At 65.0% G+C, this 24,559-nt stretch carries 26 protein-coding genes and 1 riboswitch; of the genes, 17 read left to right on the top strand and 9 right to left on the bottom strand.

Annotation, left to right across the window (positions count from 1 at the left end):
- Positions 1 to 10 precede the first annotated feature (10 nt).
- Together lptM and lysA are read left to right on the top strand one after the other, a co-directional pair.
- Entirely contained in the window at positions 11 to 301 is a 291-nt protein-coding gene (gene lptM / locus IVB19_RS03740; protein ID WP_007615309.1) for an LPS translocon maturation chaperone LptM, read from the top strand.
- A 23-nt stretch (positions 302 to 324) separates the two neighbouring features.
- The gene (lysA, locus tag IVB19_RS03745) at positions 325 to 1,590 is read left to right on the top strand and encodes a diaminopimelate decarboxylase (RefSeq protein WP_018453245.1); all 1,266 of its coding nucleotides are present in this window, start codon (positions 325 to 327) and stop codon (positions 1,588 to 1,590) included.
- A gap of 56 nt (positions 1,591 to 1,646) precedes the next feature.
- Here the strand turns inward: lysA and IVB19_RS03750 are convergent, their stop codons facing one another.
- Positions 1,647 to 2,165, bottom strand: a complete 519-nt coding sequence (locus IVB19_RS03750; RefSeq protein ID WP_026232494.1) for an SRPBCC family protein — start codon at positions 2,163 to 2,165, stop codon at positions 1,647 to 1,649.
- Positions 2,166 to 2,347: 182 nt separating this feature from the next.
- On the opposite strand from IVB19_RS03750, the gene IVB19_RS03755 reads away from it, so the two are divergent.
- Positions 2,348 to 3,046, top strand: a complete 699-nt coding sequence (locus IVB19_RS03755; protein WP_018453247.1) for a winged helix-turn-helix transcriptional regulator — start codon at positions 2,348 to 2,350, stop codon at positions 3,044 to 3,046.
- Positions 3,047 to 3,177: 131 nt separating this feature from the next.
- A complete protein-coding gene (locus tag IVB19_RS03760) occupies positions 3,178 to 3,504 on the top strand; it encodes a DUF1330 domain-containing protein (RefSeq protein WP_018453248.1) in 327 nt (108 codons plus the stop codon).
- A 400-nt stretch (positions 3,505 to 3,904) separates the two neighbouring features.
- On the opposite strand, the gene IVB19_RS03765 is transcribed toward IVB19_RS03760, so the two are convergent.
- On the bottom strand, positions 3,905 to 4,801 hold the full coding sequence (locus IVB19_RS03765) for an NAD(P)-dependent oxidoreductase (RefSeq protein ID WP_018453250.1): 897 nt from the start codon (positions 4,799 to 4,801) through the stop codon (positions 3,905 to 3,907).
- A gap of 217 nt (positions 4,802 to 5,018) precedes the next feature.
- The gene (locus IVB19_RS03770) at positions 5,019 to 5,402 is read right to left on the bottom strand and encodes a carboxymuconolactone decarboxylase family protein (protein WP_007597318.1); all 384 of its coding nucleotides are present in this window, start codon (positions 5,400 to 5,402) and stop codon (positions 5,019 to 5,021) included.
- 166 nt (positions 5,403 to 5,568) lie between these two features.
- Between IVB19_RS03770 and IVB19_RS03775 the strand changes: the two genes are divergently transcribed.
- Both IVB19_RS03775 and IVB19_RS03780 read left to right on the top strand, forming a co-directional pair.
- A complete protein-coding gene (locus tag IVB19_RS03775) occupies positions 5,569 to 7,515 on the top strand; it encodes a TIGR02302 family protein (protein WP_018453251.1) in 1,947 nt (648 codons plus the stop codon).
- Positions 7,503 to 8,666: a DUF4175 family protein gene (locus IVB19_RS03780; protein ID WP_085350740.1), complete on the top strand. Its 1,164-nt coding sequence runs from the start codon at positions 7,503 to 7,505 to the stop codon at positions 8,664 to 8,666. The genes IVB19_RS03775 and IVB19_RS03780 overlap by 13 nt, the downstream gene beginning before the upstream one ends.
- A gap of 135 nt (positions 8,667 to 8,801) precedes the next feature.
- Here the strand turns inward: IVB19_RS03780 and IVB19_RS03785 are convergent, their stop codons facing one another.
- Positions 8,802 to 9,176, bottom strand: coding sequence for a response regulator (locus tag IVB19_RS03785; protein WP_018453253.1), 375 nt, complete (start codon positions 9,174 to 9,176; stop codon positions 8,802 to 8,804).
- Between the two features lie 59 nt (positions 9,177 to 9,235).
- On the bottom strand, positions 9,236 to 10,108 hold the full coding sequence (locus IVB19_RS03790) for an MJ0042-type zinc finger domain-containing protein (RefSeq protein WP_026232495.1): 873 nt from the start codon (positions 10,106 to 10,108) through the stop codon (positions 9,236 to 9,238).
- Between the two features lie 191 nt (positions 10,109 to 10,299).
- Between IVB19_RS03790 and ftsE the strand changes: the two genes are divergently transcribed.
- From ftsE to IVB19_RS03810, 4 genes are all read left to right on the top strand, one after another.
- On the top strand, positions 10,300 to 10,959 hold the full coding sequence (ftsE, locus tag IVB19_RS03795) for a cell division ATP-binding protein FtsE (RefSeq protein WP_008135325.1): 660 nt from the start codon (positions 10,300 to 10,302) through the stop codon (positions 10,957 to 10,959).
- Positions 10,952 to 11,920 (top strand): cell division protein FtsX, encoded by a 969-nt coding sequence (locus IVB19_RS03800; RefSeq protein WP_007597308.1) that lies wholly within the window; start codon positions 10,952 to 10,954, stop codon positions 11,918 to 11,920. The genes ftsE and IVB19_RS03800 overlap by 8 nt, the downstream gene beginning before the upstream one ends.
- Before the next feature lie 277 nt (positions 11,921 to 12,197).
- A complete protein-coding gene (locus IVB19_RS03805) occupies positions 12,198 to 12,902 on the top strand; it encodes a YdcF family protein (protein ID WP_018453256.1) in 705 nt (234 codons plus the stop codon).
- Between the two features lie 33 nt (positions 12,903 to 12,935).
- Complete coding sequence (locus tag IVB19_RS03810) at positions 12,936 to 13,709, top strand: lysophospholipid acyltransferase family protein (RefSeq protein WP_085361285.1); 774 nt, start codon at positions 12,936 to 12,938, stop codon at positions 13,707 to 13,709.
- On the opposite strand, the gene IVB19_RS03815 is transcribed toward IVB19_RS03810, so the two are convergent.
- Positions 13,706 to 14,317 (bottom strand): gamma-glutamylcyclotransferase, encoded by a 612-nt coding sequence (locus IVB19_RS03815; RefSeq protein ID WP_018453258.1) that lies wholly within the window; start codon positions 14,315 to 14,317, stop codon positions 13,706 to 13,708. The genes IVB19_RS03810 and IVB19_RS03815 overlap by 4 nt on opposite strands.
- A gap of 110 nt (positions 14,318 to 14,427) precedes the next feature.
- Between IVB19_RS03815 and IVB19_RS03820 the strand changes: the two genes are divergently transcribed.
- The 5 genes from IVB19_RS03820 (at position 14,428) to IVB19_RS03840 (ending at position 19,270) form a co-directional block, all read left to right on the top strand.
- Positions 14,428 to 15,612: a DUF2125 domain-containing protein gene (locus tag IVB19_RS03820; RefSeq protein WP_018453259.1), complete on the top strand. Its 1,185-nt coding sequence runs from the start codon at positions 14,428 to 14,430 to the stop codon at positions 15,610 to 15,612.
- Between the two features lie 242 nt (positions 15,613 to 15,854).
- Positions 15,855 to 17,198 carry a GDSL-type esterase/lipase family protein gene (locus IVB19_RS03825; protein ID WP_247299294.1) on the top strand — a complete coding sequence of 448 codons (1,344 nt, stop codon included), beginning with the start codon at positions 15,855 to 15,857 and terminating at the stop codon, positions 17,196 to 17,198.
- Between the two features lie 190 nt (positions 17,199 to 17,388).
- On the top strand, positions 17,389 to 17,616 hold the full coding sequence (locus IVB19_RS03830) for a hypothetical protein (RefSeq protein WP_018453261.1): 228 nt from the start codon (positions 17,389 to 17,391) through the stop codon (positions 17,614 to 17,616).
- A 299-nt stretch (positions 17,617 to 17,915) separates the two neighbouring features.
- Positions 17,916 to 18,611, top strand: coding sequence for a hypothetical protein (locus IVB19_RS03835; RefSeq protein ID WP_240543318.1), 696 nt, complete (start codon positions 17,916 to 17,918; stop codon positions 18,609 to 18,611).
- Positions 18,612 to 18,616: 5 nt separating this feature from the next.
- Positions 18,617 to 19,270, top strand: a complete 654-nt coding sequence (locus tag IVB19_RS03840) for a hypothetical protein (protein WP_245288367.1) — start codon at positions 18,617 to 18,619, stop codon at positions 19,268 to 19,270.
- A 114-nt stretch (positions 19,271 to 19,384) separates the two neighbouring features.
- Here IVB19_RS03840 and IVB19_RS03845 read toward each other — a convergent pair whose 3' ends face one another.
- Genes IVB19_RS03845 through IVB19_RS03855 form a run of 3 tightly spaced genes read right to left on the bottom strand, consistent with a single transcriptional unit; the run spans position 19,385 to position 22,298 of the window.
- On the bottom strand, positions 19,385 to 20,323 hold the full coding sequence (locus tag IVB19_RS03845; RefSeq protein ID WP_018453262.1) for a prephenate/arogenate dehydrogenase family protein: 939 nt from the start codon (positions 20,321 to 20,323) through the stop codon (positions 19,385 to 19,387).
- A complete protein-coding gene (locus tag IVB19_RS03850; RefSeq protein ID WP_026232497.1) occupies positions 20,320 to 21,414 on the bottom strand; it encodes a pyridoxal phosphate-dependent aminotransferase in 1,095 nt (364 codons plus the stop codon). The genes IVB19_RS03845 and IVB19_RS03850 overlap by 4 nt, the downstream gene beginning before the upstream one ends.
- 35 nt (positions 21,415 to 21,449) lie before the next feature.
- Complete coding sequence (locus IVB19_RS03855) at positions 21,450 to 22,298, bottom strand: chorismate mutase (RefSeq protein ID WP_026232498.1); 849 nt, start codon at positions 22,296 to 22,298, stop codon at positions 21,450 to 21,452.
- Between the two features lie 204 nt (positions 22,299 to 22,502).
- Positions 22,503 to 22,582, top strand: a riboswitch (SAM riboswitch).
- Between the two features lie 90 nt (positions 22,583 to 22,672).
- Here IVB19_RS03855 and metX point away from each other — a divergent pair.
- The gene (metX, locus tag IVB19_RS03860) at positions 22,673 to 23,875 is read left to right on the top strand and encodes a homoserine O-acetyltransferase MetX (protein WP_018453265.1); all 1,203 of its coding nucleotides are present in this window, start codon (positions 22,673 to 22,675) and stop codon (positions 23,873 to 23,875) included.
- A 12-nt stretch (positions 23,876 to 23,887) separates the two neighbouring features.
- Positions 23,888 to 24,550 carry a methionine biosynthesis protein MetW gene (metW, locus tag IVB19_RS03865; protein WP_018453266.1) on the top strand — a complete coding sequence of 221 codons (663 nt, stop codon included), beginning with the start codon at positions 23,888 to 23,890 and terminating at the stop codon, positions 24,548 to 24,550.
- Positions 24,551 to 24,559 lie beyond the last annotated feature (9 nt).

Here is a 24,559-nt window from a genome sequence, read left to right on the forward strand (position 1 = left end):
GGATTTCGTCGTGACGTCAAAGTTTCGCCCGGCCGGCTCGGGGTGGGCCATCATTGTCTTGAGCCTGACGGCGCTCGCGCTTGCCGGCTGTGGCCGCAAGGGCCCGCTGGATCTGCCGCCGACCGCCTCCAGCGCGTCAACGGCCAACGTCGCGCCGCCGACCGATACCGAGACCGAAGCCCAGAAGACGCCGAGCGTGTTCAACCCCACCTATGGCGCGGACGCCGCACCGGCGGCGACCAAGGGCAGGAAGAAACCGTTTATCCTCGACCCGCTCCTGGACGAAAGACCCAGCCGATAGGCTGGGGCAACTGAGCCAACGCCATGAATCATTTTGACTATCGCAACGGCGTGCTGCACGCCGAGGCGGTGAACCTGTCCGAGCTGGCTGCAACCGTCGGCACGCCGTTCTATTGCTATTCGACCGCGACGCTCGAGCGGCACTATCGCGTTTTCACCGACGCCTTCGCGGGCGAGAAGGTGCTGGTCTGCTACGCCATGAAGGCAAATTCCAACCAGTCGGTGCTGCGCACGCTGGCCAGGCTCGGCGCCGGCGCGGACGTGGTGTCCGGCGGCGAATTGAAGCGCGCGCTGGCCGCCGGCATTCCAGCAAGCAAGATCCTGTTCTCCGGCGTCGGCAAGACGGAAGCCGAGCTGCGCGCTGCGCTGGCGGCCGACATCCTCTGCCTCAATGTCGAATCCGAGCCCGAGCTCGAGCTGCTGTCGCGCCTTGCGACCGAGACCGGGAAGACCGCGCGGATCTCGATCCGTGTCAATCCTGACGTCGATGCCGGCACGCATGCGAAGATTTCGACCGGCAAGTCCGAGAACAAGTTCGGCATCCCGATCGCGCATGCCCGCGAGGTCTATGCCCGCGCCGCGAAGCTGCCGGGCATCGAGGTCACAGGCACCGACGTGCATATCGGCAGCCAGATCACCGACCTCTCCAAGATGGAGATCGCGTTCCGCATCCTCTCCGAATTCGTGCAGACGCTGCGTGCCGACGGCCACAACATCTCGCATGTCGATTTCGGCGGCGGTCTCGGCATTCCCTATTACATGGACCGCGAGGCGCCGCCGGCGCCCGACGCCTATGCCGCGATGGTCAAGCGCGTCAGCCACAATCTCGGCTGCACGCTGATGTTCGAACCGGGCCGCATGATCGTCGGCAATGCCGGCATCCTGGTCGCCAAGGTGATCTATGTGAAGCACGGTGACGGCAAGAATTTCGTCATCATCGACGCCGCCATGAACGATCTGATCCGCCCGACGCTGTACGAGGCCCATCACGACATTCTGCCGGTGACGCAGCCTGCGACGGGGGCCGCGACCATCATGGCCGACGTCGTCGGCCCGGTCTGCGAGACCGGCGACTATCTCGCACTCGATCGCACGCTACCGACGCCAAAGCCCGGCGACCTCATCGCCATCATGACCGCCGGCGCCTACGGCGCAGTGCAGGCCGGCACCTACAATACGCGGCCGCTGGTGCCCGAAGTGCTGGTGAAGGGCGACCAGTACGCGGTCGTGCGTCCGCGCATCGAGGTCGAGCAATTGATCGCGATGGATACGCCGGCGCCGTGGCTATGAGGCTGTGATTGTCCACGATGAGCGCAGCTAGCGCTGCGCCCATCGCTGCATTGACCCTACTTCTTGAACCGGTCCCTGATTGCGGCGAGGCCGGAATCATAGACGCCGCCGAGGGCATCGACCGCTTCCTTCTCCCGCCCCGGGTCGGGCGTGTAGATGCCGGTCCATGTCACCACCGATGCGCCTTCACCCTTTGCCGTGACCTTGATGGTCGACTTGTACTGGCTCACCGGCAGTGGGCTCGACAGGAACGCGTAGGAATAGCTGTAGTCTTTGTCGTTCCGCGCAGTCTGCGTCTCCACGAACGAGGCCTTGCCGTCCCTGGTGACGAGCGTCCGGGTTGGCGGCGACTTGCCGTCCGCAATGCACTGCCCCACCGGCGGCAGCCAATCCTTGATCGCGCAGAACGGCCCGATGACGGACCACACCTCGGCCGCAGCACTGCTGACCTCGATGCTCCTCGTCAGATTGGCTGCGGACGCCGGCATGACGCCGACGCCCAGGCCGAGGGTGCAAATCGCGGCGCTGCGAACCGAAACGAGCAATCTGGAAGCCGTTGAATCGTATTTCTTCATGGTAATCTCCTGTGTCCGGCGGGCCGCGATTGCGGCGGCCGGCTTGCCAATGCCGGTCGAATAGACGCTCACCACGGTCCGCGGCCAGTTCAGAGAATGAATCGCTGCTGATACAGAAACTGAACTAGGAAGCCGCGCGCCGCGGCCCTAAGGTTGCGCCTTCGCTTGTCACGGAGGCCCGCATGACCATCGGCAGCTACAGGCAGTTCTGTCCGGTCGCGATGGCGGCCGAGATATTGTGCACGCGCTGGACCGTCGTGCTGCTACGTGAACTCGTCGCCGGCTCGACCCGGTTCAACGAGTTGCGCCGCGGCGTTCCCCGCATGTCGCCTGCGCTGCTTTCCCAGCGCCTCAAGGAACTCGAAGCTGCAGGCATCATCATCCGCCAGCCGTCGGCTTCCGAGCGCGGCGTGATCGAGTATCAGCTGACCGCTTCCGGACGCGAACTCGGCCCCATCGTCGAGGCGTTCGGCATCTGGGGCCAGCGCCGCATCGAGTCGGATCTGTCGCTTCAGCATCTCGATGTCCAGCTGTTGATGTGGGACATGCGGCGGAATTTGAACACGACGCCGATGCCGACCCGCCGCAGCGTGCTGCAGTTCGCGTATCCGGAATTACCTTCGACGCAGCGATTGTGGTGGCTGATCGTCGATCCCGACGACAGTGTCGACCTCTGCTCGATTGATCCCGGTTTCGACGTTGACCTTTACGTGTCGGTTGATCTGCGCACCATGACGGCGATCTGGATGGGACTCGATTCCGTGCGGGCGGCCGCCGCAAGCCGGCGGATGCTGCTCACCGGCGATCGGCAGCTTGCCGCGGCCATGCAAAGTTGGCTCGGCCTTAGCCCGTTCGCCAAGGAACGCAAGCTGGCGAGCTGATCCAGGGCGGCGCAATTCAGTATTTGTATCGCCCCGCTACAGTTCCCGTACTGGCAAGTCCGCGCCGTGTTCTGGCACCAAGTGATGCCCGCCCTTCAACGCGGAGCTGAACTCGAGCCAGGAGACACGACATGACAGCGTATCTGATCGCGGACATCAAAGTGACTGACGGAAAGTGGGTGCCGGACTACGCCGCGTCCGTCCACGAGCTGGTGCACAAGCATGGCGGCAAGTATCTTTCCCGCAGCGGCAATGTGAAAACTCTTGAAGGTGCCCCTCTCGACACATCGCTGATCGCGATCATGTCTTTTCCCACGGCGAAAGCGGCGGAGTCCTTCGTTACTGATCCCGCCTACGGCCGATTCGCGGCAGCGCGCAGGGGCGGCAGCGAGAGCCGCTTCCAGTTGATCGACGATACGGACTTGGCCGGCACGATCCCCTATCTCGCCAAGGCTTGAACTGCGTCTTCGTCAAAAACCCGGCCGCAGGCGCAGACGTGCCCGGCCAACACAGGAGATCGAATGAACGATTCACTCGCCGGCGCCGGCCTGCTTCGCATGCTTTTCGTAGCTTGCAGCGTGGCCTTCGTGCTCGGACTCTCCGGCGTCGCGTCGGCCCGGGTCACACGGTGCGACATTACGTGGGTCAGCTGCAACAATACCTCTGCGAAATGCTCGAGCGAGAGACGGTGCATGCGCAGGTGCGACGAGAAGTATATCAAATGCAGCGGGGGCTCGGCCTCCCTGCAACTGGAGCAGCCGATCGACCTTCCGGAACTTGGCAGACGCCGCTCGTAGCAGATCGATCCAAGGAGGACAGCGCAGCGCCGGTCGTCGGCGCTGCGCTGTCGTGTTGGCGCTAGCCGGGTGGCCTGCCGCCCACCACAACGCCCGCCCTCTTCTCGATCGGCTTGATCGCCGCGGTGAAATCGGACTCGGCGCCTTCCGTGCTGATGACCGTCTCCCACAACCGGCAGACCGCCTCCGCGACCTCCATCGACAGGCCGAGCTGCTTCATCTCCTCCAGCGCCAGCCGCACGTCCTTCACCATCAATCCCGTGGCGAAGCCGAAGTCGAAGCTGCGCGGCAGCACCGAGCGCGGAAACTTGTCGCGGCTCGCGGTGTTCATGCCGGAGCCGGCATTGATGACGTCGATCATCACGGCGGGATCGAGCCCCGCCTTGACGCCCATCACCACCGCTTCCGAGGTCGCCACGATCGCGGTGGCCGACAAGAAGTTGTTGGCGAGCTTCATGGTCTGCGCCGCGCCGGGCTTCTCGCCAATGAAGAACACTTTCCCGATGACGTCGAGCGCGGGCTTGAGCAGCTCGAACTCGGTCTTCGGCCCCGAGACCATTACCGCGAGAGTGCCTTTCTCGGCGCCGCCGACGCCGCCGGAAACTGGGCAATCGATCTGCACGATGTCATGCTTGGCGAGCAGGCCGTGAATCTTCACCGCCATCGCTGAGCCGACGGTGGAGAGATCGACGAAGCGTTTGACGCGGCTTCCCTCGATCACGCCGTTCGGCCCCGTCGCAACCGCGAGCGAAGCCTGCAGCGAAGGCAGGCTCGCCATGACGGTCTCGACCTGGTCGGCGACGTCCTTCGGCGACGTCGCCGCAGTGGCGCCGCGCGCCACCAGCTTGTCGACGACCTCCTGGCGCGTGTCGAATACGACGAGCCGGTGGCCGGCCTCGATCAGCCGCCGTGCCATCGGGAAACCCATATTTCCGAGGCCGATGAATCCGATGTCCATGGTGTTTCCTTGTGGTGATTATTCGTTGTTGTTGATCGGCCCGTATCCATCCTCGGTGTCTTCCTGGCGAAAGCCAGGACCCATTACCCCAGGGAGACGTTTTGGCGCGAAGTGGCAACTCCGAGTGCCCGTAACCACACCTGCCAGTGGCTATGGGTCCGGCTTTCGCCAGGACGACATGGGGACGTCGCGTCCCCGTCCTTCACGCCGGCACCCCTCACGCCTTGCCGTCGATCTCCGCGAACACCTCGCGCGCGATTCGAAAACTGTCAACCGCGGCCGGCATGCCGCCATAGATTGCGACCTGCATCAGGATCTCGCGGATCTCGTCGCGGCTGACGCCGTTGGTGAGTGCACCCTTCAGATGCGCGCGGAATTCGTGCTGACGATTGAGGATCGCGATCATCGCGATGTTGAGCATGCTGCGGGTCTTGCGCGGCAGCTCCTCGCGGCCCCACACCGTGCCCCAGCAATATTCGTTGAGCATCTCCTGGAACGGACGGTTGAAGTCGTCGACGGTCTTCAGGGCGTTGTTGACATAGGCCTCGCCCAACACTGCTTTGCGGACTTCCAGGCCCTTGTCGTGCATCTTCTTGTCCATGGTGTTTCCTTTGTTTTCCTTGGCTGTCGGCGCGGAAATTACGGGGTTGCGGCGGGCCAGTCACGTCCTCGTGTTATGCGGGAAAAGGGGTGTCTCCCGTACAGGAACGGATGCCTCAGTGCTGCCGTTGTGGTACGCTTCTCTACCGGGCAACCTGGAGAGTTGATTGAACGGCGTCACCCCCGACCCGTCAGACCCGATCCGCGATGGCGACGCTCTGTCGCGGCTGAAGCTGGCGCAAGCCCTGCAGCGGGCCACTTATGCCATCGCGTGGGAGCGTGCCTGGCCAAATTTGGCGCGGCTTCTCACCGTCGTCGGTCTGTTCCTGGTGGTGTCCTGGGCCGGCCTCTGGCTGGCGCTGCCGTCCATTGCCCGCGCCATCGGTCTCGTCGTTTTCGCCGGCGTCGCGATTGTCACCCTGTTCCCGTTGAGTCGCTTCCGCTGGCCGAGCCGCGAGGAGGCGCTGGCCCGACTCGACCGCGGCTCCGGCATCCGTCACCGGCCGGCCACCACGCTGACGGACACGCTGAGCTCGCAGGACCCGGTTGCGCAGGCCTTGTGGCGGGCGCAGCGTGAGCGCACGCTGGCTTCGATCAAGCGCATCCGCGCCGGTCTGCCGAAGCCCCGGCTCGCTCTGCATGATCCCTGGGCGCTGCGCGCGCTGGTCATGGTGATGCTGGTTGCGACCTTCTTCGCTGCCGGCGACGAGCGTGCGATGCGGCTCGGGGCCGCCTTCCACTGGAACGGCGTGCTGGCCCCGACGAATGTTCGCGTCGATGCCTGGGTCACGCCGCCGCTCTACACCGGCAAGCCGCCGGTCATTCTGTCGGCCGCGAACAAGGAGGCCGCCGCGCTGCCGGCCAGCGGTCCGCTTGCCGTTCCCGCCGGCTCGACCCTGATCGTTCGCTCCTCCGGCGGCAGCCTTGATGTTGTCGTCTCCGGCGGCCTCAAGGAAGTAGCGCCCACCGAAGCCGCGCCCAAGGGCACCAACGAGAAGCATTTTGCCATCAGCGGCGACGGCACCGCGCATGTCCGCGCGCCCTCCGGCCAGCCGCAATGGGCGTTTGCGGCAACGCCGGACCGCGCGCCGACGATCGCGCTGGCCAAGGATCCCGAGCGCCAGGCCCGTGGCGGACTCCAGCTCACCTACAAGATCGAGGACGATTACGGCGTCACCGGCGCCGATGCGCAAATCGGCCTGCGTGCCGCCGATACCAAAGATGGTGTCAAGGATGGCAGCAAGGAGGCCGACACCAAGGCCGCCGCGCGGCCGCTATTCCAGCCGCCGCAATTCCCGCTCGTGCTGCCGAATGCGCGCACCCGCAACGGCGTCGGTCAGACGGTGAAGGACCTCAGCGAGGATCCCTATGCCGGTGCCGATGTCACGCTGACCCTCACCGCCAAGGACGAGGCCGGCAACGAGGCCAAGAGCGAGCCCTTCAACATGCGCCTGCCCGAGCGGCTGTTCACCAACTTGCTCGCGCGCGCGCTGGTCGAGCAGCGCCGCATCCTGGCGCTCGACGCCAACAAGAATTCGGATGTCTACGCCGCCCTCGACGCGCTGATGATCGCACCCGAATTGTTCACGCCGGATGCGGGCTGCTATCTCGGCCTGCGCAGTCTGGCGCTGCAGCTGGAAGCCGCCCGCACCGACGACGCGCTGCGCGATGTAGTGGGAAGCATGTGGGCGTTCGCGGTCACCATCGAGGACGACGGTGTCGCCGGCAGCGTCAACGCCGCGCTGCGCTCGGCTCAGGACGCGCTCAAGCGGGCGCTGGAACGCGGCGCCAGCGAGGACGAGATCAAAGCGCTGACGCAAAAGCTTCGCGAGGCGATGGCCGGCAAGGTGCGCGATCTCGCCCGGCGCGCCGAGCAGAATCCGCTTGGACCCCGGCAGCCTTTCCCGGCAGAGGTTCAGCTCATCCTCGACAAGGCGGTCGAGCTGCGACAGAAGACCCAGCATGCCAAGCCCGAGCAGCTCGAAGAGCTGGCGCAGCAGCAGGACGTCTTGCGCCAGCAGCTGCAGGCCTATCGGAAGTCGGCGAACAGCCGGGCGAAGGGGGGCGAGGACGGCGCCAATCAGTTTACGCGGGACCGGAAATGCGGAAGCTAGCGCGCGTGCCAGTCGTGAAGGCGATCTCGATCGCCTGTCTTGCCCTCCTCCTGGGAGGCTTCCCCGCTGCCGTCTCGGCCCAGCAGGACCAGGATCCCGATGCGCTGCTCGATAGCGCGGAAAAGGCGATGCAGGAGTCCGGCGACAGCCTCAGGCAAAAGGAGTCCGGACGGAGCCTGAACAATCAATCCGATGCGATTCAGAAGCTCGAGGACTACAAGCGCGCGACGGAAAAGAGCCAATCCTCCAATCGCGATCGTTCCGTCATCACGCAGCGCGATCTCGACGAGCTGTTGAAGCAGATCGAGAAGGCCGCGAAGGAAGGCAATCGCGAGGCGGCCCAGCGCCTGCTCGAGCAGCTCGCGCAGATCATGGAAAACCTCCAGATGGCGCAGCCCGGGCAATCCGGCGACAGCGACATGGAGCAGGCGCTCAACGAGCTCAGCGACATGATCCGCAAGCAGCAGCAATTGCGCGACAAGACTTTCAAGCAGGGGCAGGATTCCCGGCGTGAGCGCTCGCGCGGCAAGCAGCAGGGCGACCAGTCGATGTCGGATCTCCAGCAGGATCAGCAGTCGCTGCGCGACCGCCTGAAGAAGCTGCAGGACGAGCTCGCCAAGCGCGGCCTCACGCAGAAGGGGCAAAAGGGCCAGAAGAGCCAGGGCCAGAAGGGGCAAAAGGGTCAGCAGGGCGAGCAGGGACAGCCGGGCCAGGATGGCGATCAGGACGGTGACCAGGGCGATGACGACGGCAGTCTGGACGCCGCCGACGGGGCCATGGGCGATGCCGGCTCGCAGCTCGGCGAAGGCAATTCGGATGGTGCCGTGGACTCGCAGGGGAAAGCTCTCGAGGCCTTGCGCAAGGGCGCGCAGAAGATGGCCGAGGCGATGCAGCAGGGCGATGGCGACGGGCAGGGCGATGGCCCCGGCAACCGGCCCGGTCGTCAGCAGAGCGGCGGCAATCAGACCGATCCGCTCGGTCGCCCACTTCACGGCCGCGATCTGAGCGACGACTACACGGTCAAGATCCCCGGCGAGATCGACGCCCAGCGCGTCCGCCGCATCCTCGAGGAGCTCCGCCGCCGCTTGGGGGACAGCTCGCGCCCGCAGATCGAGCTCGATTACATCGAGCGGCTGCTGAAGGATTTTTGAGTTCTCTGTCATTGCCCGGCTTGACCGGGCGATCCAGTACTCCGACACGGTTGTGATTCAATCGAGAGGCTGCGGCTACTGGATGCCCCGGTCAAGCCGGGGCATGACAGCGGAATACGTGGCGCCCCGACGCCGCTACCCCTTCTTCGCCGCCAGCGCGTCCGCCACCGCCGTGCGGATGTCGGCGACCGAGAACGGCTTGGTCACGACGTCATGCACCAGCGCATTGAGGTTCGAGGCGCGCTCGCGCTGGTCGGCAAAGCCGGTCATCAGCAGAATGGTCAAATCGGGGAAATCGCGTGCGACGGAAAGCGCCAGCGCGATGCCGTCCATCACCGGCATCTGGATGTCGGTGAGCAGCAGGTCGAACCTGCCGTCCGCGCGCGTGAGGATCTCCAGCGCCTCGGCGCCGTCTTGCGCGGTGACGATCTCGTGGCCGTCCATGGCGATGGCGCGCGCCACCAGCTGGCGCATCGAATCCTCGTCGTCGGCGATCAGGATCTTGGACATGAGACCAACCTTGGGATCAATCTCGCCACCAACTTTGCCTGCGAGACCTGCGAAATCGATTATACGCTGCCGCCGGCGATGTCGCGCCGGTTGAAGAAGCGAACGTCGATATTGCGGCCCTCCGGCGGCGGCGAGGCCAGGCGCGAGCGGAAGAAGGCGCGCTCGCCGGGCTGTAATACGGTCTGTTCCAGAACGGCGTTCCAGGCGTAGATTTCCGCGCCTTGCGCGTCGCGCACTGCGAAGCGCAAGCGGGGAATGTCGAGCGGCTTCTTGCCCTGTCCCACGATCACGCCCTCGATCACCAGCACCTGCTTACCGTCTACTGTCTCGCTGGAGAGCTTGACGTCCTTGAAGGCGAGTGCGCGCAGGTTAACTTCGAGGCCGACCATCCTGTAGAAGGCTGCCGTCTGCGGCAGCAGCCGCACCATGTCTCCGCGCCAGATCACCAGCGCCAGGACCAGCGCGCCCATGGCGGCGCAGGCGGTCGGCAGGCCGAAATGGGATTTTCGCGGGGCCGCCGGACGGCGCACTCGCGCGCCGCGGCGACGGCCGAACAGGCCACGGAACCAGGACTGGTGCTGTTCGCCGCCGACTTCCTCCTCAACGGATCGGGCGGCCGCGGACCATTCGTCCTCGGTGTCGGCGGCTTCCTGGTCCGGCCAGTCGCTGGCGATCGAGGGGCTGTCAACGACAGGCGCGTCAGCGGCTCCGTCGTCCTGGGCATAGGAGTTCCATTGCTCGGCGAGATCGGCCTGGTCGTCGGCCCGGCTGGCCGCGGCCATGGCCGGCACAGATGCCTCCTCGATGGCATCCTCGGCATGGGCGACCCACGTTTCCTTGCAACGGGAACAGCGCACGGTCCGGCCGTTCGCCCCAAGGCTCGCGGGCTTGATGGCGTAGGATGTCGTACAATGAGGGCAGACGATATGCATGGACGAGCCTTGATGCATGGACAAGTCTTGATCGTGACACGGTCGTGGAGAACCGAGACGGAAAGATGCTACCAATTATGCTACAGGACGACCGTTAACGAACCGGAAACCATAACGGCCGCAAAACCCGCGGATCGCGTGTGGCGGAGCACAGCCGTGCGGCCCGCGGCCTCTCTCGAACGGAGCTGAGCTTGGTTCGGTTCGAAAATGTCGGATTGCGTTACGGCCTGGGGCCCGAGGTCCTGCGCGACCTCAACTTCCAGATCCCGGCGCATTCCTTCCAGTTCCTCACCGGCCCGTCCGGCGCCGGCAAGACCTCGTTGCTGCGCCTGTTGTTCCTCTCGCATCGCCCGACGCGGGGGCTCGTCAACTTGTTCGGTCACGACATCTCGCAGCTCGGCAAGGACGAGATCGCAGACTTGCGCAAGCGCATCGGCATCGTGCTCCAGGATTTCCGCCTGCTCGATCACATGACGACCTATGAAAACGTGGCGCTGCCGTTCCGCGTGATGGGCCGCAGCGAATCGAGCTACCGCAAGGAGGTCATCGATCTCCTGAAATGGGTTGGGCTCGGCGAGCGCATGGACGCGCTGCCGCCGATCCTGTCCGGCGGCGAAAAGCAGCGCGCGGCAATCGCGCGCGCCGTGATCTCGCGGCCGCAGCTGCTGCTGGCCGACGAGCCAACCGGCAGCGTCGATCCGACGCTCGGCCGCCGCCTGCTGCGGCTGTTCATCGAGCTCAACAAGTCAGGCACCGCCGTCATCATCGCCACCCACGATATCGCCCTGATGGACCAGTACGAGGCGCGACGCTTCGTGCTGCACCAGGGACGGCTGCACGTCTATGAATAGGCCCGACGAGCGCGGCGTGCTGGTCGATCTCGGGCAGGAGGGGCCGCCGCTTCCGGCCCGGGCGCGCAATATGTCGCCGATCGTGCCGCGCGCCTCGATCCACGGCCGCGCGCTGGTCGCCGTTGTCGCCATCATGACCTTCCTGGCCTCGATGACGACCGGCACGGTGCTGCTGGTGAGCGCCTCCGCCGCCGAATGGCAGTCGGATGTCGCGAGCGAGATCACCATTCAGGTCCGGCCGCAGACGGGCCGCGATCTCGAACGCGACACCGCGGCGGTGACCGAGGCCATGCGCGCGCAAGCCGGCATCGTCGAGGTCAAGCCGTTCACGAAGGACGAGAGCGGCAAGCTACTCGAGCCCTGGCTCGGCACCGGGCTGTCGATGGACGATCTGCCGGTCCCGCGCATGATCATCGCGCGCGTGCAGCCCGGCACGGCGCTCGATCTCGGCGCCTTGCGCGCCCGCGTGACCCAGGTGGCGCCAAGCGCCAGCGTCGACGATCACCGCGCCTGGATCGAGCGCATGCGCTCGATGACCAACGCCACCGTGCTCGCCGGTCTCGGCATCCTCGCGCTCGTCATCGTCGCCACCATCATCTCGGTGTCGTTCGCAACCCGCGGCGCCATGGCGGCGAACCGTCCGATCGTCGAGGTGCTGCATTTCGTCGGCGCCGGCGACCGCTACATCGCCAACCGCTTCCTGCGTCATTTCCTCAGGCTGGGGCTGGAGGGCGGCGTGATCGGCGGCGGCGCCGCCATGCTGGTGTTCGGCTTCTCCGAGTCGATTGCAGGCTGGTTTTCGGGCACTCCCGTCGGCGACCAGTTCGCCGCGCTGCTCGGCACCTTCTCGCTGCGGCCATCCGGCTACATCGTGCTCGCGGTGCAGGCCGTGCTGATCGGCGCCATCACCGCGGTCGCCTCGCGCCAGACGCTGTTCGCGACGCTGAATGATGTCGATTGAGATGGTTTTCTTCCTTCTCCCCTTGTGGGAGAAGGTGGCGCGAAGCGCCGGATGAGGGGTTCTATCCACGTGCACGAACGTCGAGGCGAGTTCGCGGAGACATACCCCTCACCCGTCTCGCCGCTATCGCGGCGAGCCACCCTCTCCCACAAGGGGAGAGGGGAAAGCTGGTTCGCGGCCCCAGCGCTTCGCCACATAGTTTGAGGCCGACAAACCGGACTCCACTTCGCCTCAAAACGTCCTAAAATCACCTCTGGGAAGGGATCACCGACATCGCATGAGCGCGCCGACCGCCGATCGATCGCCGAAACTGCCGCGCGGGTGGCTGCGCGCGGCCGTGATGTCGACGATTGCGCTCGCCTTCGTCGGCGCGGCGGCGGGCTTTATTGCGTTTCTGTCGCAATTGCGCGGCGCCGAGATCGCGCCGGACCGCAAGGCGGACGGCATCGTGGTGCTCACCGGCGGCTCCTCGCGGGTGTCGGATGCGATGGAGCTGCTCGCTGCCGGCTACGGCAGGAGGCTCCTGATCTCCGGCGTACACCCGACCTCGACGGCGAGCGACATCTCCCGGACGCTGCCGGAGAACCAGTCTTTCATGCGTTGCTGCGTCGATCTCGACCGCACCGCGGTCTCGACCCGCGGCAATGCCGCGGAAGCGCGGCGCTGGGCCGCGGGACGCGGCTTCAAATCGCTGATCGTGGTCACCTCGAACTATCATATGCCGCGCGCGCTGGTGGAATTCTCGCATGCGATGCCGGAGGCGACACTGATCCCGTTCGTGGTGGTCGGCGACAAATGGCGCGACGAGCCGTGGTGGACCTCGGCGTCCACTTTGCGGCTGCTGCTGTCGGAATATGTCAAGTATATCGCGGCGGAGGTCAGGGTGCGGCTGGAGGATTTCGGGATTGACCTTTCGCCCGAGATGTCGGAGCAGCCTTCCGGGCTGCAGGCGAAGCGGCCCGCCACCGCACAGGCCAATTGATCGGCAACTGATCGGCAATTGATCGGATCCTCGATGTTCTTGATTTTCCTGCGATCGCTCGTGTTCAACGTGCTGTTCTACACCGTGCTGGTGTGCCTCGCGATCGTGGCGCTGCCGACCTTCGCATTGCCGCCGCGCGCCATGCTCACGGTCGCGCAATGGTGGGCAAAGGCGACGCTGTTTCTGATGCGGGCTGTCTGCAACATCAAGGTGGAATTCCGCGGCCTCGAAAAGATCCCGAGGGGACCATTGGTCGTTGTGGCGAAGCACCAGTCGTTCTGGGAGACGTTCGTCTTGCCGGGCTTCTTCGACCGTCCGATTTTCATCCTCAAGCGTCAGCTCATGCAGATCCCGGTGTTCGGCCAGTTCCTGGTCAAGACCGGGATGATCGCGATCGACCGCAATGCCGGCGTCAAGGCGCTGCTGGACATGACGCGGCGGGCGCGGGAGGCGGTGCGCAGCGGCGGGCAGCTCGTGATCTTTCCCGAAGGCACGCGCCGCGCCCCGGGCGCGCCACCGGACTACAAGAGCGGCTTCGCGCAGATCTATTCGTCCTGCGGCGCGCCGTGCCTGCCGATCGCGCTCAATTCCGGCCTGTTCTGGCCGCGCCGCACCTTCATGCGCTATCCCGGCACGCTGGTGGTGGAATTCCTCGATCCGCTGCCGCCGGGCTTGCCCAAGGACGAGTATCTCTCCCGTGTGCAAACGGTGATCGAAGACGCGACCGGTCGCCTCGTCGAAGCGGGCCGCAAGGAGCAGGAGCAGCTGATCGGCTCGGCGCCGAGCTATGCGCCGTTGGAGAGCTAGCGGTTTTCCCGATCGTCCGCCGGAGCCGGCGCGTGCGGAGAATGCGCATCACCATGCAGCATCATGGCAAGCTGATGCAGCTGCGCATCGCGAAAGCCTTCGGCCTCGATCGCCTTCACCGTCGCAGTCACGTAGTCGCGGTTGGCGCCGGACTGGCCGTGGCCCTGGAGCACGTGGCGATGCTGGTCGGTGAGCGACAGCCGACCGGCATATTGCACATGGCCGCGGTCGACGACATAGGCGAGCGCGGAGACGCGCTGCCGCGCATCGTTCTCCAGCCACACCGAGCGCATGACTTCGCGATAGACCGACGTCACCTGCTCGCGCGCGCGCAGATAGGCGACGACGTCGGCGCGGTTCTTTTCGGCGACGCGGAAGGCGATGCCGCGGCAGGCGCCGCCGCGGTCGAGGCCGAGCACCAGACCCGGCTTCTCCGGCGTGCCACGGTGGACGAAGGAATAGACACAGAGCGCGCGGTGCTCGCCGACCAGCCGCGCGGGGACGCGCTCCTCGAATTCGAAACCCGGCCGCCACATCAGCGAGCCGTAGCCGAACACCCAGAGGTCGCCTTTGGCTGTGGTGACGGAGGGGAGGGTGATTTCCGACATTTCGGGCACGGCTACCAGAACCGCGCTCCCAAGCGAAGCGAATTCTCCGCCTTTCGGAGCACGCCAACCTCGCTTACATTTGACAAAATCAGGGGTCAAAGGGTCGCCGCATGTCCGATATGACCGTTGCCGCACGCCGGCGCTCCCGCTGGGGCCTTTTCATCGCCCCTGTCATCCTCCTGATCCTCGCGGTGGCGTGGAGCTGCTTCTGGTTCTATGCGGCGTCGCAGGCCGAAATCGCCGCCGATGCCTGGCGCGCGCAGGAGGCCAAATCCGGCCGCGTCTATGATTGCGCCAAGCGCTCGATCGCGGGCTTCCCCTTCCGCTTCGAGGTCCGGTGTTCGGGCGCCAGCGTCGCCCTGGTGTCGCAGAACGCCAGCAAGACGCCGTTCACGGCGAAGCTCGACAACATCCTGGTCGTCGCCCAAGTCTACGATCCCAAGCGCGTCATCGCCGAATTTACCGCACCCGCGACGCTCACTGACGGCGTCACGCAGAGCACCTTCGTGGTGAACTGGAGCAAGGGTCGCAGCAGTGTGGTCGGCCTGCCCGCCGTGCCGGAGCGCGCTTCCATCGTGTTCGAGGAGCCGACCGTCAATCGTGTCGACGGCAGCATGCAGGTGCCGCTCGCGCGCGCAAAACAGGTCGAGCTGCATGGACGCCTTGCGGATGGATCTCCGTCCGATCATCCCGTGATCGAGACCGTGCTCCAGATCGCGCAGGGCAGCGTCCAGGGCGTTCATCCGCTGCTCGCCGAGCCGTTCGAGGCCGACACGCGGGCGAAGATCACCGGACTGTCCGATCTCACGCCAAAGCCGTGGCCGCAGCGCTTCCGCGAGATCCAGGCCGCCGGCGGCCATATCGAGATCGTGCAGTCCCGCATCCAGCAGGGCGAGATGATCGCGGTTGCGGCCGGCACGCTCGGGCTCTCGGCAAACGGCCGCCTCGATGGCGAATTGCAGATGACCGTGACGGGCCTGGAGCGCGTGATCCCCGCGCTCGGCATCGAGAAGATGCTGCAGGAGGGGGTGCCGCAGGCGACCCTCGATCGCGTCGCGCCCGGCGTGAAGTCGCAGGACCTCAACAATCTGTTCGGTGCGCTCGACCGTGCCGTTCCCGGCCTCGGCAAGGTCATCAAGCAGAACGCCAATGCAGGCGTTGCCGCCGGCATCAATTCGATCGGCACCGAGAGCACGCTGGAAGGCAAGAAGGCTCGCAGCTTCCCGCTGAAGTTCGTCGACGGCGCCGTGCTGCTCGGCCCGGTCAAGGTCGGCCAGATCCCGCCGCTGTATTAGGTCGTGAATTCATAAACCTGCCGGGCGGACAGCTCGGTCCGTCTGATGCGTTCGAAACTGTGAACAGATCGTTTCTGCGAAGAGCTTCTTGTCGGCGCCGGTGACGCAACCTGCGAGGTCCTCTCCTGCGTCGGGCGAGGAGTGCGACAGTGCGTCTGGACAGGTAGCGTTCTGCCGCCCTATTGAAGACCAACTGACGGCTCTAAGGCCGCGCCCAAATTATCTGGGGTTCGGGGGAAACAATGCGCGCGTTGAATTGTCTCGTGGCAGCATCGCTGCTCGTTGCCTCGCTTCAGACCGCAACCGCAAAGGATAGCGAACATTGGGTGGTGTCCTGGACGGGCGCGGTTCAGGGCCCATACCCCGTCGGCAATCCGTCAGCCCAGCCCGAACAGAAATTCGCGTTTCCCGAGCCTGCGGCCGGTGCGCGGGACCAGACCTTTCGCCTGATCGTGCGGCCGGATATCTGGGGCCGTCAGGCCCGCATCCGGCTCAGCAACGCCTTCGGCACCAAACCCGTCACGTTTGACGGCGTTTACGTCGGCCTGCAGTCGGGCAGTGCCGCGTTGATCCGCGGCTCCAACATTCCGGTTACGTTCGCCGGCACGGCTTCCGTTACGGTGTCGCCGGGGAATTCGGTCTGGAGCGATGCGATCGCGCTGCCGTTTGCAAAGCGGCCCGATGACCTCGCCGGCCGCCGGCTTGCGGTCAGTTTTCATGTCGCCGGCCAGAGCGGCCCGATGACCTGGCACGCCAAAGCGCTGACCACCTCCTATGTCAGTGCGCCCGGCGCCGGCGCGAAGGGCGCCCTGGAAGACGAGGCTTCCTTCCCCTATGCGACTGCGTCATGGTTCTTCCTCGATGCGATCGAGATGACTGCGCCTGCCGATGCCTTCGCCATCATGGCGTTTGGGGATTCGATTACCGACGGGACCGCCTCAACCATGAATGGCGACGATCGCTGGCCCAACGTGCTGTCGCGTCGCCTGAAGGCAGTCTACGGCAACAAGGTTGCCGTAGTGAATGGCGGCATCGGTGGCAACCAAATCGCAGGCCCGGCCGAATATGGTCCCGACAAACCGTACGCGGGCGGCCCCGCTTCGGGCCAGCGGCTCGAGCGTGACGTGCTGTCGCTGTCCGGCATATCGAGCCTGATCTGGCTGGAAGGTATCAACGATTTCAGCAAGAACGGCAATTTTACCGCCGACCAAGTCATCGCCGCGATGAAGGATCGTGTCGCGAGGCTACGTGCGAAATGGCCGCAAGCCCGGATCATCGGCGCCACCGTCGTTTCGGCATTGGGTAGCACCAGCGCGGCACATGGTTTTCCCGAGCAGGATGACAAGCGCAAGGCGCTCAACGCATTCATCCGTAGCTCGGGGACATTCGACGGTGTAATCGATTTTGATCGGGCGACGCTCGATCCGGCCTCGGGTGGCCTCAAGCCGGAGTTCGTTCCCGAAAGCACGACTGGTGGCGCCGGCGACAAGCTTCATCCCAACCGCACCGGATATCTGGCGATGGGACAGGCCATCGACCTCGAGCTGTTCAAGCCGGGAAAGATTAGCCGTAGCGCGAAGCAGTAGGATGGATTCAGAGTCTCCTCTCTCCATTCATCGCCCTCAGCTGTCGTAACTCCCTCCATGCGGGTTACGAGCTGAACTCACGGCCGCTTCGCCGGATCGTGATGACCGGCCGGGAATGCCGAGCCGCAAACTCCGCTCTCTCTCCATGTCGGCCGCACGATGATGCGGTCGCCCAGGCAGGAGAGATATCATGACCAAGTCCAGGCTGTTCATTGCCGGTATCGCCATCTCGACCACGCTCGCGACGCCCGCGTTTGCGCAGTGGCAATGGCAGTTGCAGGAGCCGGCAGCATACGCCTCGATGTATCCGAACGGTGATCGCAACGTCTCGAATCCGACGACGCGGGAGACGATGGCCTTCGTCCCCTCGCCGAAATCACCGCGCCCAATGGTGATGCGCGCGACCAAGGGCAAATAGCCGCCATCCACCACTTGCCCGTCGCGAACTGGGCCCGGTCATGTCCCGGCCGGGCCCAATGCGCGTTGCCTTGAACGAGGCCTCGAAAAGTTGCCTTGGACAATCGCGACAGTCGCGCGTGCGGATCGACAGCCAACGAAAATATTCCGAACAGGATCGTCAGGAAAACGTGATGCACAAGATGCACGGCGCCGCGAATAACCGCAGCCGCATTCAAATCACTCCACACCAGGGAAGCATGCATGCGCCGGAGATGGCGCGCGGAATCCAATCCGCTTCCCAAATGGAGGAAGCTTCAAATGCGGATCATCAATTGCGGACTGATGCTGGGTATTCTCGCTGCCTGTTCAGGGCAGGCGCATGCCGACGACAATGTCACAACCGAAATCCACTCGCTGAAGGCGAAGCTGAAGGAGCTCCAGCAGCGCGTGGACTCCGAGGCGCGCAAGACGCGACAGGGTGAAGCGCAGGCGAAGGCCGTTCAGTTACCAGCAAGTTACAAGGCGCTCGCCGCCGATCCATGTGCGGCCGGCAAGGTCTGCTACAAGGGCGTGACGTTGACCTTCGGTGGCTGGGTCGATCTCACCGGCGTCTACCGCTCGCGGAATCTCGCTTCCGATACCGGCTCGGTCTACAACTTCATCCCCTATCAGCAGAGCCGCAACTTCAACATCCCGGAAACGCGCTTCTCGGCACGCCAGAGCAGGTTCTCGGTGCTGGCCGAGGGCAATGCCGATGCCGACACGCACCTCGCGGGTTATGGCGAGATCGATTTCGAAGGTGCGGCTCAGACGGCGAGCTCGGTTGCGACCAACTCGTTCAATCCGCGCATGCGGCAGCTCAGCCTGGAACTGGACCGCAGCGATCTCGGTCTTCACTTCCTCGCCGGGCAATCCTGGTCGCTGAACGCGCCGACCAAGTCCGGCATCGATCCTCGTGGCGTCGATGCGCCCGGCGTGATCGACTTCGAATCCGTTCCGGGATTTCTTGCCTGAATCAGGTGCCCGACGTCACGGTCAAGGCCGCCTGGGACCCAAGGCTCGGGCCCTATAAGTTGCATGTCGAGGGGTGGGCGCTCTACCGCCAGCTGTTCGACCGTTTCAACAACGCCAACCACCCCTACGACACCGGAAGCTTCGGCGGACACATCTTCGTCGAGCTGATTCCGAAAACCCTCGATCTTCAGCTCTATGGCTCGCACGGCGTGCTGGGCCGCTTCACGGCAACACCGTTCGCCGACGCGGCGGTGGCGCAGGACGGCACCCTCCTCCCGCTGACGATCACGGCGGCCGCCGTCGGCCTGATCTGGCACGCGACGCCCAGCCTCGATGTCTACTCCTATGCAGGCCTCGAAAAGGCCAAGGCGAATTTCGCCAATGTTGGAACGGTGCCGTTCGGCTACGGCAATCCGCTCTACAACAACACCGGCTGCTTCACCGAAAACTCGGCGGGCGCGACCTGCAACGGCAACACCAGGGAGGTTCGGCAGATCACGGCCGGGATCTACGACACCATCTACCAAGGCAATTTCGGCACGCTCAAAGCCGGCCTGCAATATTCCTACACGCAACGGTTCGCGTTCGCCGGCGTCGGCGGCGCGCCGAAGACCGACGACAACGTCGTCATGACGCAGATCCGGTACTACCCATTCTAGTCACGGAGCCACGCAGGCTCGTAGCCCGGATGGAGAGAAGCGCGATCCGGGAATCCTGCCTCAAGCGACGGAAGTCCCGGATTACGCCTGCGCTCCATCCGGGCCACTTCGGTGCTACGGCTTGTTGCCGAGCTGCGCATGCGGCCGGCCGAAATCGGGCGCGGCCGAATCCTGGCCGATTTCGACAATGCCGCGGCGGATGGCGCGGGTGCGGGTGAAGTGGTCGAACAGCGCCTCGCCATCGCCGCGGCGGATTGCGCGGGTGAGCTTTGCCAGATCCTCAGTGAAGGTGCCGAGCATCTCCAGCACGGCTTCCTTGTTGGCGAGGAAGACGTCGCGCCACATCGTCGGATCGGAGGCGGCGATGCGCGTGAAGTCGCGAAAGCCGCCGGCGGAGAACTTGATGACCTCTGACTCCGTCACCTGCGCCAGCTCGTCGGCGGTGCCGACGATGGTGTAGGCGATCAGATGCGGCAGATGGCTGGTGATCGCGAGCACGAGATCATGATGATCCGGCGTCATGATCTCGACCTTGGCACCCATCGCCGCCCAGAACGCGCGCAGGCGATCGGTGGCAGCCGCATCAACGCCCTCCGGCGGGGTGAGGATGCACCAGCGGTTGATGAAGAGCTCGGCGAAGCCGGAATCGGGACCCGAATGCTCGGTGCCTGCGACGGGATGCGCCGGCACGAAATGGACGCCTTCCGGCAGGTGCGGCGCCATATCCCTGACGATGGCGCCCTTGACCGAGCCGACGTCGGAGATGATCGCGCCGGGTTTGAGATGCGCGGAGATCTCCTGCGCCACCGGGCCGCAGGCGCCGACGGGAATGCAGAGGATGACGAGATCGGCGTCCTTCACGGCTTCCGCATTGGTCGCGACGACCTGATCGACGATGCCGAGCTCCATCACGCGTGCGCGCGTCTTCTCCGAGCGCGCGGTGGTGACGATCTCGGAAGCCAGACCCTGGAGCTTCGCGGCGCGTGCGATCGAGCCCCCGATCAGGCCGAAGCCGATCAGCGCGACGCGCTGGAAGTGCGGGGTCGCGCTCATCGTCCGGCCATGAAGTCGCGCAGGCCCTCGACGACGAGGCGGTTGGCCTCCTCGGTGCCGATGGTCATGCGCAGCGAATGCGGCAGGCCGTAGTTCTTCAAGCCGCGCAGCACCAGCCCGCGCTTGGTGAGGAAGGCGTCGGCTGCGTCCGAGGTCTTGCCCTCGGTCGGGAAGTGGATCAGCACGAAATTGGCGACGCTCGGCGTCACCTTCAGCCCGAGCTTGCCGATCTCCTCGGCGAGCCAGTTGCGCCAGGTCTCGGTGAAATGCTTCGACATGGCCTGGTGCGCTGTGTCCTCGATCGCGGCAACGGCGGCGTACATGGCCGGCGTCGACACGTTGAAGGGACCCCGGATGCGGTTGACCGCGTCGATGATGTGCTCGGGGCCGAACATCCAGCCGATGCGCAGCGCCGCAAGACCATGGATCTTGGAGAAGGTGTGGGTCACCACCGTGTTTTCGGTGGTCGCGACCAGCTCGATCCCCATCTCGTAATCGTTGCGCGAGACGTAGTCGCAATAGGCTGCGTCCAGCACCAGCAGCACGTGCGAGGGCAGGCCGGCGCGCAGGCGCTTGACCTCGTCGAACGGCACATAGGTGCCGGTCGGATTGTTGGGGTTGGCGAGCCAGACCAGCTTTGTCTTCGGCGTCACCGCCTTGAGGATGGCGTCGACATCGCAGGTGAGGTTCTTCTCGGCCGCGATGACATTCTTCGCGCCGACCGCCATGGTCGCGATCGGATAGACCAGAAAGCCGTGCGTGGTCGAGATCGCCTCGTCACCGTGGCTGAGATAGGTGTGGGCGAGCAGGTTGAGGATCTCGTCCGAGCCGGCGCCGCAGATGACGCGGTTGGGATCGAGCCCGAAGGTGCGCCCGATTGCTTCGCGCAGCACGCGCGAGGTTCCTTCCGGATAGTCTTCCAGATGATCCGCCACCTGCTTGAACGCCTCGATCGCCTTCGGCGAGGGCCCGAACGGCGTCTCGTTGGCCGAGAGCTTGAACACCTTGCGGCCAGGCTCTGCCACCGGGGTCTTGCCGGGCGTGTAGGGCGCAATATCGAGAATGCCGGGATTCGGCACGGGGCGGGACATCTTCAACTCCGGAGTGGGCTTAAGCGGTTCGCGACTTACGATTTCGACCCGGTCGGGGGCACCGTATAGCGCGTTGCGTGGCTGCCGACGAGGGCCGTGGAGCGCACCGAGGCCCCCGCTTCGATCAGGGCAGCCTTGATCTTGTCGATGCTGCTTGTCGCGGTGACCGAGACCAGCAGCGCGGCGCCGTCGAAGGCGGTGTCGGGCACCGCCACGATCTCGGCGAGCGGCGACAGGGCGCGCGCGACCTCCGCATTCCACCCAGAGACGCGTACGCTGAAGGTCTCGACCTCCGTCACCAGCGCGCTGTCGGCGACGCGCGAGACCGCGAACACGGGCAACGCCGCCGGATGGTCGGCGCGCTCGACGAAGGGCAGCCGCGCGATGATCTTTGGCGCGCCAGCTTCTTCCAGCGACAGCCACCACGGCGTGCGGCTCGAGGTCGCCGAGACCAGCGCCAGATCGCCCTTGGACTTCGCGACGGCCTCGACCGCCGCCTGCGCGCTGAAATGCGCGACGTAAGGCACGGTGAAGCCGAAATGGAATCGCGCGGAATCGCGCATGGCCGGCTCGCTCGCCGAGATGTCGGCGTGGACCGAGAACGGGGCCTGGACATAGGTGAAGGTCGCGATGATGACGCGCCAGATGCTCTCGACCGTGTCGAGCGGCAGGATGCCGCGATGACGCTGCACGAGGTCGCGCATCATGGAGGCCTCGCGTGCCGGGCGGAACGCCGAGCCGACCTCCTGGGTCTGCTTCACCTGGATCAGGCGGTCGATGATGTCGCCGCGTTGCATCAGCAGGCGATGCATGCCTTCGTCGATCGCGTCGATCTCCTTACGCAATTCCTGGAGTGATGGTGGCGCGGGCGGACGTTGGGACATGTCTGACAGGTGCTGCTGAGAGGCTTTCCAATGCGGATCAGTCGAGCCGTCACCGCTGTGATGGATATCCTGATTAGGCAGTCGGGGCTGCGAAAGCAAAGAGAAATGCAAAGAGAAATCGGGCCCTTTCCGCCCGTGGCGCGACAGGCGAATTTGGCTGATCCGGGCCGTGACTTGACGAAAACCGTCCAAGACGGTAGTTTTTACCCGTTCCGTGGTCATTTGAGCCGGCCGGCTTGCAGCCACGTTAAAAAACTCGCTAAACAGGCCGGGGACGCTTTCGATCCCGGCCGAACCTATCGTTCAGGCCGGGTTTTTCATGGCCTGATGTCAATGCGGTCACTTCTACGATCGCAAACGAGGTCGATGGTCAGATGGTTGGCGTCCAGTCCATTCCGAGTCCCGCGATCACCGCCGACGAGCGGTCGCACGAGGTGGATCATCCGAGTTCGCACGTCGCGCAGTTCGGCTCGGAGCAGCCGCTGCGGCTCGACTGCGGGGTCGATCTCAGCCCGTTCCAGATCGCCTACCAGACCTACGGCGAGCTGAATGCCGATCGCTCCAACGCGATCCTGATCTGCCATGCGCTGACCGGCGACCAGCACGTCGCCAACGTGCACCCTGTCACCGGCAAGCCCGGCTGGTGGGAGACCTTGGTCGGCCCCGGCCGGCCGCTCGATCCCAACGAATATTTTATCATCTGCTCCAACGTGATCGGCGGCTGCATGGGCTCGACCGGCCCGGCCTCGATCAATCCCGCGACCGGCAAGGTTTGGGGGCTCGATTTCCCCGTCATCACCATCCCCGACATGGTGCGCGCGCAGGCGATGCTGATCGACCGGCTCGGCATCGACACGCTGTTCGCGGTCGTCGGCGGCTCGATGGGCGGCATGCAAGTGCTGCAATGGACTGCGGCGTATCCGAGTCGCGTGTTCTCCGCGCTGGCGATTGCCTGCTCGACACGACACTCGGCGCAGAACATCGCGTTCCACGAGCTTGGCCGTCAGGCGGTGATGGCCGACCCCGACTGGCACCATGGCGGCTATGCCGATCGAGGTATCCATCCGCATCGTGGCCTCGCTGTCGCCCGGATGGCGGCGCACATCACCTATCTCTCCGACGCCGCGCTGCATCGAAAATTCGGGCGGCGCATGCAGGACCGCGAGCTGCCGACTTTCTCTTTCGACGCCGACTTCCAGGTTGAGTCCTATCTGCGCTACCAGGGCTCGTCCTTCGTCGAGCGCTTCGACGCCAACTCCTATCTCTATCTGACCCGCGCGATGGACTATTTCGACATCGCCGCCGACCACGGCGGTGTGCTGGCGAAGGCGTTCGCGGGAATCCAGACCCGCTTCTGCGTGGTCTCCTTCACCAGCGACTGGCTGTTCCCGACCTCGGAATCGCGCGCGCTGGTGCACGCGCTGAATGCGTCGAGCGCGCGGGTGTCGTTCGCCGAAATCGAGACCGATCGCGGTCACGACGCCTTCCTGCTCGACGTGCCCGAATTCCTTGATATCTCCCGCGCCTTCCTGCAATCGGCAGGCAAGGCGCGCGGGCTCACCGCCAATAATGCTTAAGGACGGCTAGTCATGTCTGTACAGGAAGCGTTGCCGCTGGGCGGCCTTGCGACCGGGCAGCCCGGTGATTTTCGCGCGGACCATGTGCTGGTGGCCAACATGGTCAAGCCGGGCTCGAAGGTGCTCGACGTCGGCTGCGGCGAGGGCGACCTGCTCCAACTGCTGGAAACCCGCGGCGTCGACGGCCGCGGCATCGAGCTGTCGCGCGAGGGCGTCAACCGCTGCGTCGCCAAGGGTCTTGCGGTGGTGCAGGGCGATGCCGACACCGACCTCGTGAATTATCCGGATGACGCCTTCGACTACGTGATCCTGTCGCAGACGTTGCAGGCGACGCGGCAGCCGAAAGTGGTGCTGGAGAATTTGCTGCGCATCGGCCGCCGCGCCATCGTGTCGTTCCCGAATTTCGGCTTCTGGAAGATGCGGCTCCAGCTCCTGATCGGCGGCCACATGCCGCGCACGGAGAACCTGCCGGCAAGCTGGTATGACACCGCCAACATCCATTTCTGCACCATCAAGGATTTCGTCGAGCTCTGCGACGCGATCGACGTCAAGATGGAACGTGCCGAGGCGCTCGACCTCTACGGCCGTCCGCTGCGGCTGCGGATGCCTTGGTGGGTGTGGAATCTGTTCGGCGAGCAGGGCGTGTTTCTGCTGACGCGGGGCGGCAGGAAGTAGGCCGGCCCG

The sequence above is a fragment of the Bradyrhizobium sp. 187 genome (assembly GCF_023101005.1).
Lineage (GTDB): Bacteria > Pseudomonadota > Alphaproteobacteria > Rhizobiales > Xanthobacteraceae > Bradyrhizobium > Bradyrhizobium canariense_D.

What these genes read in the sequence shown, in the direction of transcription:
- metW (WP_018453266.1), top strand. Translation starts at nt 23,888, where the DNA reads ATGTCTGTACAGGAAGCGTTGCCGCTGGGCGGCCTTGCGACCGGGCAG.
- IVB19_RS03825 (WP_247299294.1), top strand. Translation starts at nt 15,855, where the DNA reads ATGCGCGCGTTGAATTGTCTCGTGGCAGCATCGCTGCTCGTTGCCTCG.
- IVB19_RS03845 (WP_018453262.1), bottom strand. Translation starts at nt 20,323, where the DNA reads ATGAGCGCGACCCCGCACTTCCAGCGCGTCGCGCTGATCGGCTTCGGC.
- IVB19_RS03750 (WP_026232494.1), bottom strand. Translation starts at nt 2,165, where the DNA reads ATGAAGAAATACGATTCAACGGCTTCCAGATTGCTCGTTTCGGTTCGC.
- IVB19_RS03755 (WP_018453247.1), top strand. Translation starts at nt 2,348, where the DNA reads ATGACCATCGGCAGCTACAGGCAGTTCTGTCCGGTCGCGATGGCGGCC.
- IVB19_RS03855 (WP_026232498.1), bottom strand. Translation starts at nt 22,298, where the DNA reads ATGTCCCAACGTCCGCCCGCGCCACCATCACTCCAGGAATTGCGTAAG.
- IVB19_RS03815 (WP_018453258.1), bottom strand. Translation starts at nt 14,317, where the DNA reads ATGTCGGAAATCACCCTCCCCTCCGTCACCACAGCCAAAGGCGACCTC.
- IVB19_RS03835 (WP_240543318.1), top strand. Translation starts at nt 17,916, where the DNA reads ATGCGGATCATCAATTGCGGACTGATGCTGGGTATTCTCGCTGCCTGT.
- IVB19_RS03830 (WP_018453261.1), top strand. Translation starts at nt 17,389, where the DNA reads ATGACCAAGTCCAGGCTGTTCATTGCCGGTATCGCCATCTCGACCACG.
- IVB19_RS03765 (WP_018453250.1), bottom strand. Translation starts at nt 4,801, where the DNA reads ATGGACATCGGATTCATCGGCCTCGGAAATATGGGTTTCCCGATGGCA.
- IVB19_RS03760 (WP_018453248.1), top strand. Translation starts at nt 3,178, where the DNA reads ATGACAGCGTATCTGATCGCGGACATCAAAGTGACTGACGGAAAGTGG.
- lysA (WP_018453245.1), top strand. Translation starts at nt 325, where the DNA reads ATGAATCATTTTGACTATCGCAACGGCGTGCTGCACGCCGAGGCGGTG.
- IVB19_RS03805 (WP_018453256.1), top strand. Translation starts at nt 12,198, where the DNA reads ATGAGCGCGCCGACCGCCGATCGATCGCCGAAACTGCCGCGCGGGTGG.
- IVB19_RS03850 (WP_026232497.1), bottom strand. Translation starts at nt 21,414, where the DNA reads ATGTCCCGCCCCGTGCCGAATCCCGGCATTCTCGATATTGCGCCCTAC.
- metX (WP_018453265.1), top strand. Translation starts at nt 22,673, where the DNA reads ATGGTTGGCGTCCAGTCCATTCCGAGTCCCGCGATCACCGCCGACGAG.
- IVB19_RS03770 (WP_007597318.1), bottom strand. Translation starts at nt 5,402, where the DNA reads ATGGACAAGAAGATGCACGACAAGGGCCTGGAAGTCCGCAAAGCAGTG.
- IVB19_RS03810 (WP_085361285.1), top strand. Translation starts at nt 12,936, where the DNA reads ATGTTCTTGATTTTCCTGCGATCGCTCGTGTTCAACGTGCTGTTCTAC.
- IVB19_RS03780 (WP_085350740.1), top strand. Translation starts at nt 7,503, where the DNA reads ATGCGGAAGCTAGCGCGCGTGCCAGTCGTGAAGGCGATCTCGATCGCC.
- IVB19_RS03790 (WP_026232495.1), bottom strand. Translation starts at nt 10,108, where the DNA reads ATGCATATCGTCTGCCCTCATTGTACGACATCCTACGCCATCAAGCCC.
- IVB19_RS03800 (WP_007597308.1), top strand. Translation starts at nt 10,952, where the DNA reads ATGAATAGGCCCGACGAGCGCGGCGTGCTGGTCGATCTCGGGCAGGAG.
- IVB19_RS03820 (WP_018453259.1), top strand. Translation starts at nt 14,428, where the DNA reads ATGTCCGATATGACCGTTGCCGCACGCCGGCGCTCCCGCTGGGGCCTT.
- IVB19_RS03785 (WP_018453253.1), bottom strand. Translation starts at nt 9,176, where the DNA reads ATGTCCAAGATCCTGATCGCCGACGACGAGGATTCGATGCGCCAGCTG.